Source organism: Zarconia navalis LEGE 11467 (assembly GCF_015207075.1).
GTDB classification, from domain to species: Bacteria; Cyanobacteriota; Cyanobacteriia; order Cyanobacteriales; family Geitlerinemataceae; genus Zarconia; species Zarconia navalis.
Window position 1 is genome coordinate 1 of the sequence record NZ_JADEXN010000068.1, and the last position, 13,767, is coordinate 13,767.

The following is a 13,767-nucleotide window of genomic DNA, read 5'->3' on the forward strand; positions in this document are numbered from 1 at the left end:
GGTTACAACAGGGCAGTGGGAAACAGCTTCGATGTTTGGAGGGAAGGAGCGCTCTCGAAAGTGGAAGATAATCCGCGATCGCCCCAGAGAACCTCAAACTCTAGCTGTAAATCCATTCATCAGCTATCTTATCCTCACCCAAGAAACCCCCCTTTCCACCGTGGTGTTATGGTGAAATCACTTGCTAATCCGAACGAATTATGACGGAACCGGAAAAAGAAAAAATATACACAGCGATTACGTTTTCTCCCGTGCAGGGATTTATCGAAAAATCGCGCAAGTTACGAGATTTATATGGCAGTTCGTTTCTGCTTTCGTATCTAGCAAAATCCATCTGTGAGGCGGCACGGAATTATTACGATTATCCGAATTCTGTAAAAAAAGATCCGATCGTCTCTCCAGCTCTAATTAACGTCACCCAAGGAACCCCAAATCAAATTATTATCGTCGGAGATAAATCTTTTCCAAAAGATGAGGCAGAAAAAGCAGTTAATGAAGCCTGGATAAAGGTTCTAGATGTCTGTCAAACTTGGGTAGAAAATAATTGTCAAAATTGGATCGATTCGCACTACCAAAACTGGGTAGATTTGGGAATTTGGCAAGGCAGTCAAGCCTCTAAAAAAGAATTACCTTGGACGGAACATTGGAATTTGTGGCGGAATTACGCCTGGGAGTTCTTTTGGGCGACGGGAAAGGACGTAACCGAAGCCAGAGAAGCTCTCAACGAAGTTAAGCGATGGCGGGGGTGGACGGGGGTGAATTGGATCGGGGAAAGTTCGACGCTTTCGGGTGCTGATGGTGTCGCCTATCCAGGAATGGGTTTGTGGACTGAGAAACGAAAGGAGAAGTCAATCGATTCGACAAGATGGAATGTCAAGATAAAACAAGATGAAATCAAAGATTTTTACTCATTTCTTTCTGAAAAGTTAGGCTGGCAATATATTTTGTTTATTGTTGCTAACAGCCATCAACCTTCAGAAATATATCCAAAGCTTGTTAAACGCTACGGTGAAGGTTTTGTGAAATTTGCAAATGAAAACTTCCCAAAACTTTCTGAAGCACAGAAAAAAGAAAAATATCAAGAATATGGAGAAGCGATCGTTGCCCCCAACGAAGAACTAAGTATTCCAGAACTGGTAAAGCGATTAGTCACCCTAGAAGCCATTGCCACCCAAATTCCGATCGAACTTAAAGAAGTTCCAAGTACCTACCGCGATCTCAACCGCCTGAAATCTAAGAAGAAAAATCAGAAAAACGGCAAATCAGAACAGCAACTCGAACCCGACAATCGCTGGACGGGTTGGTTCCAGGGAGACGGTGACAAAGCTGGAGACTATCTCCAAAGCCTAAAAAAACCAGGACAAGCTGAAGCTAAGGAAGCCGAAGACTTACATTACTTCAGCAGTAAGATGATGGAATGGGGGGAAAACTATCTCAAAGACAGTCTGCCATCGGGTCAAGGCAAAATTATCTATGCTGGGGGAGATGATTTTCTCGGTGTTTTCTATCGAACGCCTCCCGATCGCAAATATCTCAAACCCTTAGTGCGTTATTTGCAAGCGCAACTTCGAGGCGAAATCTCAGAATCAGACAACGCTGCATTAGATATGGTTGTTGCCAAAGGGTTGCACAAAGACGTAAAGCTACCCGACGATCTGCGCAAGACCTTGGCAATCTGGCTAGAGTGCCATCGATCGGATACTGAACTGACAGAACATTTAACCCATGCGGGACTCACTCTAGAAGAGGCGATCGCGTTATTCCGACAACCGGTTCTGACAACTCGTGAGTGTTTGGAGTGGTTTTATCGGTTCAAGCACGATCGCGAAGACTGCATGGATACCTGGCGACACCACAGCCAACCAATTACCGTCAGTGTCGGGTTTATTTGGGCCGCACCAGGAGTCCCTCAACGAGACGTGTTGCAACATTGCCGGGAAGCGGAGAAATCGGCAAAAAGTAGCGGTCGCGATCGCCTTGCATTGCGGATTCTCTTCAATAGCGGCAACCATTTGGAATGGGTTTGTCCTTGGGGGTTGCTGCAACCGATTTTAGAAGGATATCGCGATCGGGAGAATGGTAAAAACTGGACGCACATCTATAACGATGTCGCCATTCTCGAATCCCGTCGTGCCTTCAAAGGACAACACGAAGTTGCTTTAGCATTATTCGACCTCTATTTCCCCAATCTCCAAACCTCTCTGAGTTCTCATTTATGGGATCGATGTCGTCTCGAAGATCGAGACCGGAAAAGGGAGCAAGTTGGCATTGCTGGAAATAGCAAATTATCTCTAGAAGAAGTCAACTGCGCCCTCAGCAATTGGATTATCAACCTGGCTAAAGTCGGATTCCACCTATGCAATGCCTAGAAACCCAGAAATTTCCAGAAACCCGAATGTCTCAGATAAACAGACCGCCTTTTAAGTACGTCATCACTATCGAACCCCTCGGTTTGCTCTACGGCAGTGCGGGACGCTTCCTCTCCCCAGAAAACCTCGTCGGTCGTTCCGGAACGAGCTTTCCGCCGTCTGCGGCTACCCTCTCCGGTTTGTTTGCCGCTCATGCCAATGCCAGCACCCCGAACGAGGAACAACGCAACGAACACCTGAAGCCACTCCAGGTTGCCGGACCGTTTTGGGCCAAACGGGACAATCCCCAGAACTTTCTCGTTCCCACACCATTCAACTACATCGTCAATATGGATCGGGATCGCCATTGCGAAGAGATCCCAAAAATTAAAACCGGACGGGTCAAACAAAAACTATTTTGGCATCCCGATTGTCAAAAATGGCTCAACCAATGTAATGATTCTCCGATCGGTAAATTCGCTAAAAATAGTTGGATTCACATTGAAGATTGGAATGCAATCGCTTTTTCCGATTGGCGTTGGGCTTGTCTCCAGGCCAGTCGAAAACTCACGCCTAAAGGTAAGCAATCGATCGTGACGGATTGGCAAGTTGCCGACTGGCCGCAAGTGTGTGGCGAACCTTGGAAGTTCGTGCCGCACCTGCACCCCCGCCTGAAAGAAGACGAACGCCGGGTGGTAGACCCCCAAGAGGATGAAGAGAACGATCGCGGCAGCTTGTTCCTCGAAAATGGCGTTCAGCTCGATCCAGACTGCTGTTTGGTCTATCTCTCGAATACTAAAATTCCTAATGGTTGCTACCGGTTTGGTGGTGAGGGACATTTAGTCGATCTGCGCTGCGAAGAAATAGGAGGCGTTCTGCAAACCCTGCTATCCGTCCCATTAGGACGCAGTTTTGCCACCATAACCCCCGCCGTGTGGGGGTCGAATCGCCGCTCTTTACGCGCCCCCGAGTGCGATGAGAATGACAATCTCGGCTGGCCGGGTAATGCGATCGAAGCCCTCCTCACCCAGCGTCCCACGCCCTATCGTTACCGCCTGGGAAATAGCAACGATCCTCGTCCGGGCGCTCCCAAACGCCTGTCACGTGGGCGGTATGCAGTTCCACCGGGGACGGTATACGTGTTGAAAGACGAGCTGAACTGTTGGGAGGATTGGCCCGATGAGTGGTTCCCGAAAGAAGGGATATCCTACAAGCGGTTTGGATGCGGGTTATCGCTGCCGATGGGAACTGCGATCGCAGAATCGAGGAAGAAAAATTGAGGTTTGATTCCAAATTCTGGAAACCCCCTCTTCTTGCCCTCCGTTAAATTAGTGAGTACCTTCATTTAGCGCACGACGCACACACATTAGGACATCTTTACTATTCCCCGTTCCCTATTCTCGAATATTTTTGTTGTCGAATAAACTACGCGAATAAATTACACCGATGTATCACAAAGCCTACGCAATTATCGAAACCCTCGCCCCTCTGCACGTTGGAGCCAGTGCCGGGGAAGAAACGGGAAATCTCAACCTGATTTTCCGCGACCAATTTACCCAAACGGGAATGGTTCCGGGTAGCTCGATTCGCGGGCGGTTCCGGGCGGATATGCGCGCTCAACCCGACTTAGACGAAGCCAACTGGTACGGACACGAAGCGGTTTCCGGACAAACCGATGGCGGGACGACGGAAGCCAAGGTCAAGTTCGAGTACGCCTCGTTGGTGTGGCTGCCCGTCTTCTGTCCGGGGCAACCGGTGGTGTGGGTGACTTGCCCCCGCCTACTCAAACGCTACAAGCAAATTTCCAAGATTGAAGCAGAGGTTCCCGACCCCTACACCGCGTCTCCTTCTCTGCGGGGGCGCAATGTCGGCAACAACCAAACCGTGTTGTTTTTTAATTTAGGCTTTTTGGAGATCGAACACAAAGTAGACCTTTCCCCCTGGATTCCCACGGGTGCGGATTTATCGGCAGAGAATCTGGTAGTGGTTGCCGATAACGATATTTCCATGCTTCACGATATGGCCCTTTACCGCCAGAGTCGGGTGTCCCTCGAAGCCAACCAAAAGAAAGCTAAACAGGGGGCGTTTTTCGACGTAGAGGCACTGCCCGAGGGAAGCGTTTTGGTGTTTCCCATCGCCCTTAAAGAAAAAGGATGGCAACCTTTTGAAACCCTCACAGAAGAACTATATTTCGGCGGTTTGGAATCGATCGGTTTCGGTCGCTGCCGCGTCACCTTGGCAGGAGAATACTTTACCAAAAAAGCCGAGCAAGCCGATCGAGCCGAAAAAGAAGTTGCAGCCTAAAACAAGGAAGTTTATCGATACAAATAAGGAGACAGAAGTTATGGGATGGACGTATTACGGCTTGGATCGATCGGCTCAAAAATTGGTATTGGATGCCAAAGAGCGCGATCGCCAATCCCTCAATCAAGCCTTTAAAATGCGCGAGGCTGTCGTCTACGGACTCGAACGGTTCTGGGGCGAACACCTGCGCTTGCAAGCAAAGGAAGCGGATAAGTCCGAATATTGGAAAGAAACCTGGGACGTTTTGGTGCAACTGATGAAGGATGCGGGGGTAACAATTCCCAACGATCCGGTGCGGGCGAACGAAACCGACAAGGTGAAGAGGATGGCCGAGAAACTGTGGCAGGTGAGTTTGGAAGACCAGCGGGTGGCGATGGCGGTGCTGACGCAACTTTGCGATTGTTTAGTGTGGTGGACGCAGCGATATAAAGGAGAACGAGAAGCATAAGATTGAAGTCGAACGTATCCATAACACACTGTCATTTTCTATAGTCCTCTAACAATCTCTCAAGAGACAACATGATGACACTTAAAGAAAGTCTGAAACAAGAATTAGATAAGTTGAACGAAGAGCAATTAAAACAAGTTGCCAATTTTATTGCATTCGTCGAGTTCGCCACCACACGAGTCAATATTCCTTTTTGGCAAACGGCAACACCCGCACAGCGCGCGGCAAGGTGGTGCGAATCTGTCGCCCCACGCGGAACTGCCAGCCCCAATTTGCCCGACGCAGCACTCCGTCGCGACAGTATTTATGACGCATGACCCAATATTTACTCGATACAAATATTCTCCTGCGAGCCTACGATTCTGCTTCTCCTAACCACAACCTAGCGGTGGAAGCCGTATCTAAACTCCTTGAAAGGGGAGATGAGTGCGTACTGACGGCCCAAGTTCTCATTGAGTTTTGGGTTGTGGCCACACGCCCGGTTGAGGTCAATGGTTTGGGATGGAGTGTCGATCGAACGCGGGGTATTGTTGAGACACTTTTAGGTCAGTTTCCCCTCCTCGAAGAGTCCGCGCAAATTTTCCCCAACTGGCTGAACTTGGTCGCAACTGGCAAAGTTATGGGAAAACGGACTCATGACGTTCGCCTCATCGCCGTGATGCTCGCACATCAAATTACCCACCTGTTGACGTTCAATCCCAAGGACTTCACGATCGCCCCCAACCTCATCATCGTTCGTCCTCAAGACCTCATTTGAGCTAGCGATCGCTGGTGAAGTAAACATTCAATCGATCGATACAAACAACATTGCTATGACTGAAATTTCCGATGCCGCAAAAAAAGTGCCGATGATGTTTCGGGCGCAAACAGATGGACGTTGCCAGTTACAGCGGATTACCCGCAATGACGAGTCGGATGTCGAACGCTGGACGGACGAATGGATCGATCGCGCCCACCCCGTACCTCAAGCCGCCACCCAAACCGATCGACCTAAAAACGTCCGCACCAAAACCTATACCCTCAGTTGGCGCTTCGTCACCAACGGCGGTCAAGACGATGGCATCATCCGCCCGGTTATCGGTGCGTTCGGACTGCCCTACTACCCCGGCAGCAGCATGAAAGGGGTGTTTCGCCGGGTTTGCACTCCCGAACAAGCCGATCGCTACTGCGGTAAAAAACTCTCTGGCGGCGACTTCGAGCCGGGTCTCCTCCGATTCCACGGGGGCTATCCCACCGACGATCGCTGGCAGGAAGGATTAGTCGATATCGTCCATCCCCAGCAAGATTGGCAGGTGAAGTCCGATCGTAAAAAAGGCGGTGCGTTTGCCCTGATTTCCCTCTACAAACCCACCCTCCGATTCGGCATTTCTAGCACCAAACCGGAGCAAACAGACTGGACTGAAGTGTGGGAACTGTGGGAACAGGCGATCGAACGAGGATTGGGCTGTCGCGTCTGCGCCGGATACGGACAACCCAACGAACTCCAGGGTCAACAGTTGTATCGCTGCTATCTCAAAGGACAGGGGGCCGCGCCGAAGTTATTGGATGGCGAGGGGGAGTTTCGTCCCAATCTGTTCCGTGCCTCCATTCGGGGTCATGCGTTGCGGATTTTCGGCGGCTTGTGCGAGGCAGACAAGGCAGATGAATTGGTACAAACTCTATTTGGTGGTGTTAAAGGCAGCGGAACGGTGGGGTTGCTGGCGATGAATTTTCGCGACACCCATTTGCAGATAAATGAGTACGGAGACCGTTCCTACGCTGTTCCCGCCTACCAGGTGGAAGGACAACTCAACTGGCTGCTGACGCGGGAGTTACCCCCCCTGCAGCACGAAGCACTAACGAAGTTGTTGAAAAACTTGACGCGGTTTGCCATGCTCTTGGGTGGTTTTGGCAAGTCCTGGCGGCGAGTAGACCATCGCATTTTCTATCCGGAATATTATGAGGGAACTCGATCGAAAGCCCTAATTGGCTGTCACTGGCAGTGGACGGGTGTCTCGCTGCTCAACGACAGCCGGGTTCGCAAGTTAGATCGAGTCACACCATTTATCGATGAAACGCGAGAGACGGCCAGAGCCTGGATGCAACTGCAAGGGGTGAGGGCAACCAACCGATACGCCACCCAATGGCGGGAAGCATGGCATCCGGACAAAGTAGCAGTTTGGGGACGCTTGGCCGAAGATGACGAGGATAGCGAAGCCATCGCCTGGTTCCACGGCCCCTATCGACGGGCGATTCGAGAGGCGAGAATTCCGAAAGGATCGATTTACAAAACCTCGGTAACAGGGGAGGTGAGTCGAGAAGTCAGTCTAGTGGGTCGCTTGTGGCATCGGATGTTCCCGGTGGTGCGACTGGTGAGAAACCCCGACAATCCAAATAGACCGCAACCGAAGAAGACACGCCAGTTTCTGGAATTGCTGACATTTTTCCCCAATGGCACGCGGGAGTCGGATGCATTTTTAGAGTTTTTGGAGTCGGAACCGCGAGGGTTTCAACGACTTTGGGGGGACGATCTCTAACGGAATTGGGTCTGACTCATGGCAACAGAGCTAGAGTTTGTGGAGATCGGTTATCGCGCTATCTCTGGCTCTGTGAAATTCTCTTTTTTCAGAAGGAAGATGAGGAAAAAGCTCATCTCGTTCAAGAATAGGCAGGTTTAATAATGGCTAAAATTCTCATTTCTTCTTTAGGTGCAGGTCCCCTGGATCGCCAGAATGCTTCTGAACGAGACTATCTGAAAGCAAAATACCGTATGAATGATGGTCGAGAGTATGAAGAAAACTTTATTGCTTCTGTACTTCACAAGCATTTAGAAATAGACAGTATTATCTTGATTGGTACAGTTAAGTCTATGTGGGAGCGCGTTTATGAAGTTTTTCATCAAGAGAATGACAGCGATTCTAAAAATGAAGAGTGGATGAAGTTGGCGGAGCAGATAGAAAAACTCGATCGCAATAGTTCTTTGGATTCTCTTGACTTGACTCCGGTAGAAAAAGTTTTGGGCGATCGCTCGAAATGTCTTCTAATTAAATATGGACTCAATGAAGCCGAACTCCAAGAAAATCTCGATCGCATTCTGAACATTGTCGATGACCTCCAAGAAGGAGATGAGCTGTATATCGATATTACTCATTCTTTTCGATCGCTATCCGTCTTTTTATTACTCGTCCTTATCTTTTTAAATGACCTCGAACAGGAGAAGAAGATTAAAATTAAAGGCGTTTTCTATGGAATGCTAGATGTTAGAAGCGAACTCGGGTACGCACCCGTGGTAAACCTACAATCGCTTTTCGATCTAACTCAATGGATTAAAGGTGCATATAGCTTGAAAAATTTTGGCAATGGTTACTTAATTTCTCAATTGCTGAAAGAACAAGGGGAGACGAAACTTGCCGATGATATCAACAGGCTGTCAGAAGCGATAAATATCAATTATCTGCCAACGATTCGGCAGCGCAGTAGCGATCTAAATGCCTCGTTGAGAACCCGAGGGATGAGTAGTCCGTTTAAATATTTAAGAACGATTCTGGAAAAATTCACACAACAATTTTCGCGTCGAAACGAACGAGAATCAGATTTTCAGCTAAGGCTGGCAGGGTGGTATTTTGAGAACAAGCGTTATGCTACGGGGTATATTACTTTAACAGAGGCAATTATTACCTATGTTTGCGAACTGAATGGAAAAGATATAAGGTTTAGAGACGATAGATATGAGATGAAAGATTTGCTTTTTCAGGAGCATTACAATACAGAATTGGCTCGAATTTTCCGTCAGGTTAATCAGATTCGCAAGGGGATTGCTCATGCTTCGCTCGATGAGGAAATCCCGAACTATACAGATGCGATCGAGCGTGCTAAAGAATATCATCAACAAGCTAAAACTATATTTAAAAAAGGAACATTCCGATAAGTAAGGCTTGAGGTTGTCGCTCACAATCCTAAATAAAGAAAAGCATTACACAATACTGAAGTCTTGTGTAATGCTTTCCTCATCGGCTCCGCGTTGAACGTAAAAGTCGTCATAAAGTTCTTGGGGCGGCATTATCAGATTAGTCACCACGAATCGAGGGTTGGCTCCCTTGAGAAGGACACTTGACGATCGACAAAATTGTGCGTCTTTGACACCACTGGCACAGGGGCACTACCCCGTTGTTGCTGGAGTGTACCATTGTGAAAACCGCTGTAAGTTGCATTCGGTCGCACGCTTCGAACTTGCATACTGCTGGAGTTAGGATGTAAATTCTCTCAAACAGCAATATTGAAAGAGTTTTGCCCTTGAGAGGACTCCTACCGCTCTTAGCTTGAAAGTTGAGCCAATCTTGGACTTTCTAAGAAATTTACCAAAATTTTATATAATATCCGTACTTTTGCGCATATTGACTCCTGTGATTTTACAGAACTCATCTTTACGCACTCGTTGGGTTCCCAATAAATACTGAGATGGGAGACTCAATATGACCATCGATTGCCTTGAATGGCTGCGTATTTTTAAATTTGCTCGATCGAAAGTAAACTTTCAATGAAGCTATCGATAAACCCTTGAGTTTCAAAAAAAAAGTGGTATAAATGGGTGTATATCTGACAGCGTTAAAGACTACGGGTCGTGTCGTTTTCCTTGAGATGGTTATTTGCGATCGAAGTTTGACTTAAAAAATAAAAAGACACGATATCAAAGTAAAAATTAACCAACCCAAATCGTCAGATATTTAGTGTTCATCTGGGTGTCATCATCATGTTTTGTTTACTTTTTAAAATTTTTCAATTGACCGTTGGGAAATGTAAGCTCGACAGAAGCCGACTGAGTCAAAACAGATTAAAACAACGTACGGTTTCTATCTAGTTTCGGGATAAAGCGACTCGGTAAATCATTTCCAACGAGCGCTCGAATTGGTTGACATCAAAAAAGAGTGATTTAACTCTTTTGAAAATCTCGAAATCATAACATTTTAATCGAGATACAAGCAGCCAATCGCACAAGCCATCACGACACAGCAGCCAGTCAATTCGTTATCATCCAAACAGATCGAAGCCGATCGAATCCATTCGGTTATCTGGACTATTAAGATTTAAGTTTTCTGAGTGCAAACAAACAAAAACTGAGGACGTTCAAACTGTCAGGTGCGAGTGAATTGACTGACCTAACAATTGAATTCCCAGGCATCCGAGGTAAAAGTAACAAGTCTTCAAAGTAGCCAAAATTGTGCAAGACTGACCTCAATATTAATGTTTCGGTCGAATTCATAAATCGATCGAACTTCAATTGCGATCGACAAGCGAATTTGTTTTATTTGACTCTTCTTTAAAAGGCGATCGAATCATCGATCGTTATCGATTCGATTCTCTTAATTAGAATCACTCGAATCGACCTGTCGCTTTGTTTTCAGAGCTTAAGTCATCCGAACAAGTCGTTACTTTTACTTTTTTTAGAGGCGGTATGATGACCGCTTTCTAACTGTTCGTGCTGCACGATTGAAGCAAAAGTTTTTAGAAACACTCTCCGTATTTTCTTTGTTACAAAATATAAATTTCAAGAAAATCTGCGTAAAACTCTTGCTTACCTCCGAGAACTAAAACAACACCCACTCGGCTTTGTGGGAAAAATGCATAAATCTCGAATTCCTTAAACCTATAAATCGGAGAAACAACGCCAAATTAAGAGACTTCGCTTCATCATAAATGTCTTAACCCAATATTGAAATCAACAGTAACGCATCAATCATTATGACTCTTGCAATAGATCGAATTTCCCCCATCTCTGCCCGTCCGAGTCAGCATCCCTTACTGGGCGCGAGTTTACAGGCTCATCAGGGTAACCATCAATTTGAATCCAAAGTTCGGGTCAATTCCCCAGCATTTCTTGCTCACCATTGCGTTTACAACTCCGCAATTTTCCCAGCCGCCGCTTATCTGGAAATGGCTTTAGCCGCCGGAACCTCCGTATTTTCTCGCGATACATCTAATCTGGGGCAAACCATCGAAGATTTCGTTATTCATCAAGCCTTGATGCTATCGGAAGAAGAAACACAGACCGTTCGCCTCCATTGCACCCCCCAGGGAACTGACACTGCATCCTTTAAAATCACGAGTGGGAATGATGGGAAACTCCACACCTCCGGCAAGCTAACCCCAACGGGAACAATTCCCCCGGCAACGAATTTAGCGCAACAAGCCCAAACCTTAGAGTCCGCCTCCATTTCAGACTATTACAACGGCTGTCGCGAACGGGGCATCGACTACGGTACGAGTTTTCAGGTTATTGAAGAACTTTGGGCGCAAGACGGGGAAGCCCTAGCGCGGGTTCAACTACAAGAAGCAGCGATATTAAATATTGAAAGTTATTTAGCGCATCCAATTTTAATCGATACTGCTTTCCAAGTACTTTGGGCTGCGCTGCCAGAATCTTTGCAGGGGGTAACCTATCTCCCCGTAGGTATCGAACGCTTTAGTTGCTACCGTTCCTTACCGGCGCGCCTGTGGAGTCATGCCCGTATCCGTCCCACCACAGAAGCGAATCCGCAAAGGTTGGTGGCCGATATTTGCCTGTTCGACGATCGCGGTGAAGTGGCTGTCGAAATGGTAGGCGTATTTATCGAACGGGTGAATGGAAAGAGCCTCAATCGTTCTCCAACATCTACCATAGCCGTGACGGCTACCTTTACCGCAGAGCCGGTAGAGAAACCTTTAGTATTTTGGAGCAACGAACTCGATCGCCCCGCCGAGATTCAGTTTGCACCTTACAATCAGGTATTCCAAGCATTGCTCGATCCCGGTAGCGTTCTCAACCAAAATACAGATGGCACGAACCTGGTGTTGTTGCGTCTGGAAGATTGGGGACGACCCGATCGCCCTTCGCTGCCCAAAGTGGATGAAGCGCGCAAAGCCGAAGTGTTTGGGAATCAGCCCCGGCATACTCTCGCCGACGGTTTGGAAATCGCCCATCTGAATCGCTACGAAACCGACTACTTATATAAAGAGATTTTCCTCGACAGGGCCTATTTGCGAAATGGCATTACCCTAAAAGATGATGCCTGCGTCATCGACATCGGCGCGAATATCGGCTTGTTCGGTCTCTTCGTCCAACGGCAAGCCCCCAACGCCCGCATCTACGCCTTTGAACCCGCCCCACACACCTTCGAGCGGTTGCAAAGCAATATCGCCCTCTATTGCAAAGGTGCGAAAGCCTTCAACTGCGGGTTAGCCGATCGCAATCGTACCGAAACCTTCACCTTCTATCCCAACTCCTCCGTGTTTTCCGGCTTCTTCGCCGACAGCCACGATGACGAACAGGCGATTCGGGCGGTGGTGCTGAATATGTTGGGTAAATACAACGCCTTGGAAGGGGAAGAACTCGAAGCCTGGGCGGACGAATTGATGGCCGGGCGGTTGGATGTGGAAACCTATCAAGCCCAGTTGCGCAGCCTGTCTGATGTCATCGACGCAGAAGGTATCGATCGCATCGACTTGTTGAAGCTGGATGCCGAGAAAAGCGAACTGCCGGTGTTGCAAGGGATTGAAGCGCGGCACTGGTCAATGATTCAGCAAATGGTGGTGGAAGTTCACGATCGCGAAGGACATATTATCGCCGAAGTGAAGCAACTCCTGATCGACAAAGGATTCCACCTGCACATCGACGAAGAAACATTGCTTCACGGTTCGGGATTGTACAATATCTACGCCACTCGTCCCGGTCAAGCAGCGGTAGGCGATGGCACGGATTTGGCGAAAATCGAGCAGACGGTAGACGAGTTTGCCGATGCTCTGAGTGCGGCAACGGGGCGATCGAAAGCCCCCCATTTGGTGTGCGTTTGTCCCCCCACTCCCGACGCGGATCGTGAGTTTTTCCAGCGGATGGAAGAGCGGTTAGCCCAGCGTTTGGCCGGGGTTAGCGGTGCGTCTTTACTCAAATCCGCCGAGGTGAATCGGATGTATCCCGTCGAGGATTACTACGACGATCGCGGAGACGAATTCGGTCGGGTTCCCTATACCCCCGCCTTCTTCACCGCCTTGGGAACGGCGATCTCCCGGAAAATCCACACCTTGCAAAGCGCCCCCTACAAAGTGGTGGTTCTCGATTGCGACAATACCCTGTGGAAAGGGGTTTGCGGCGAGGATGGCGCGGATGGAGTTGCCATCGATGCCGAGTATCGGGCGTTGCAAGAATTTATGGTGAACTGCGCCGATGCCGGGATGCTGCTGTGTTTGTGCAGCAAGAACGTCGAGGCGGATGTGTGGGCGGTTTTCGATCGCCGTTCCGATATGCCCCTAACCCGCGATCGAATCGTCGCGGCCAAAATTAACTGGCAACCCAAATCCGAGAACCTCAAAGCCCTCGCTACCGAGTTGAACTTGGGTCTCGATAGTTTCATCTTCATCGACGACAACCCGATCGAATGTGCCGAAGTTCAAGCCAACTGTCCGGAGGTACTGACCTTGGAACTGCCAACTCAAACCGATCGTATTCCCCAATTCCTAACCCATACCTGGGCGTTCGATCGCACCGGACGCACCCAAGAGGATGCCAAGCGCGCCCAGTTCTACCAGCAAAACCTGCAACGGGAAGCCTTCCGCGCCGCCGTTCCCACCTTCGATGATTTCCTGGTGCGGTTGAACTTGCAGGTAACCATCGCCCCGGTTACTCCCGCCCAATTCCACCGCGTCGCCCAACTCACC

9 protein-coding genes are annotated in these 13,767 nt (G+C 48.5%); all 9 read left to right on the plus strand.

The features are described from left to right. Positions 1 to 200: 200 nt before the first annotated feature. Complete coding sequence (locus tag IQ235_RS05595; RefSeq protein ID WP_264320509.1) at positions 201 to 2,369, plus strand: type III-B CRISPR-associated protein Cas10/Cmr2; 2,169 nt, start codon at positions 201 to 203, stop codon at positions 2,367 to 2,369. Next, positions 2,357 to 3,628: a type III-B CRISPR module-associated protein Cmr3 gene (locus IQ235_RS05600; protein WP_264320510.1), complete on the plus strand. Its 1,272-nt coding sequence runs from the start codon at positions 2,357 to 2,359 to the stop codon at positions 3,626 to 3,628. Before IQ235_RS05595 ends, IQ235_RS05600 begins: the two co-directional genes overlap by 13 nt. 166 nt (positions 3,629 to 3,794) lie before the next feature. Beyond that, the gene (locus IQ235_RS05605; RefSeq protein WP_264320511.1) at positions 3,795 to 4,652 is read left to right on the plus strand and encodes an RAMP superfamily CRISPR-associated protein; all 858 of its coding nucleotides are present in this window, start codon (positions 3,795 to 3,797) and stop codon (positions 4,650 to 4,652) included. 40 nt (positions 4,653 to 4,692) lie between these two features. After that, positions 4,693 to 5,100 (plus strand): hypothetical protein, encoded by a 408-nt coding sequence (locus IQ235_RS05610; protein ID WP_264320512.1) that lies wholly within the window; start codon positions 4,693 to 4,695, stop codon positions 5,098 to 5,100. A gap of 71 nt (positions 5,101 to 5,171) precedes the next feature. Next, on the plus strand, positions 5,172 to 5,417 hold the full coding sequence (locus tag IQ235_RS05615) for a hypothetical protein (protein ID WP_264320513.1): 246 nt from the start codon (positions 5,172 to 5,174) through the stop codon (positions 5,415 to 5,417). Further along, positions 5,414 to 5,857, plus strand: a complete 444-nt coding sequence (locus tag IQ235_RS05620; protein ID WP_264320514.1) for a type II toxin-antitoxin system VapC family toxin — start codon at positions 5,414 to 5,416, stop codon at positions 5,855 to 5,857. Before IQ235_RS05615 ends, IQ235_RS05620 begins: the two co-directional genes overlap by 4 nt. 55 nt (positions 5,858 to 5,912) lie before the next feature. Then, on the plus strand, positions 5,913 to 7,616 hold the full coding sequence (locus IQ235_RS05625) for an RAMP superfamily protein (protein WP_264320515.1): 1,704 nt from the start codon (positions 5,913 to 5,915) through the stop codon (positions 7,614 to 7,616). Between the two features lie 143 nt (positions 7,617 to 7,759). Further along, complete coding sequence (csx2, locus tag IQ235_RS05630) at positions 7,760 to 9,007, plus strand: TIGR02221 family CRISPR-associated protein (protein WP_264320516.1); 1,248 nt, start codon at positions 7,760 to 7,762, stop codon at positions 9,005 to 9,007. A gap of 1,811 nt (positions 9,008 to 10,818) precedes the next feature. Then, positions 10,819 to 13,767: FkbM family methyltransferase (locus IQ235_RS05640; protein WP_264320517.1), on the plus strand; the 2,949-nt coding region annotated here is incomplete at its 3' end.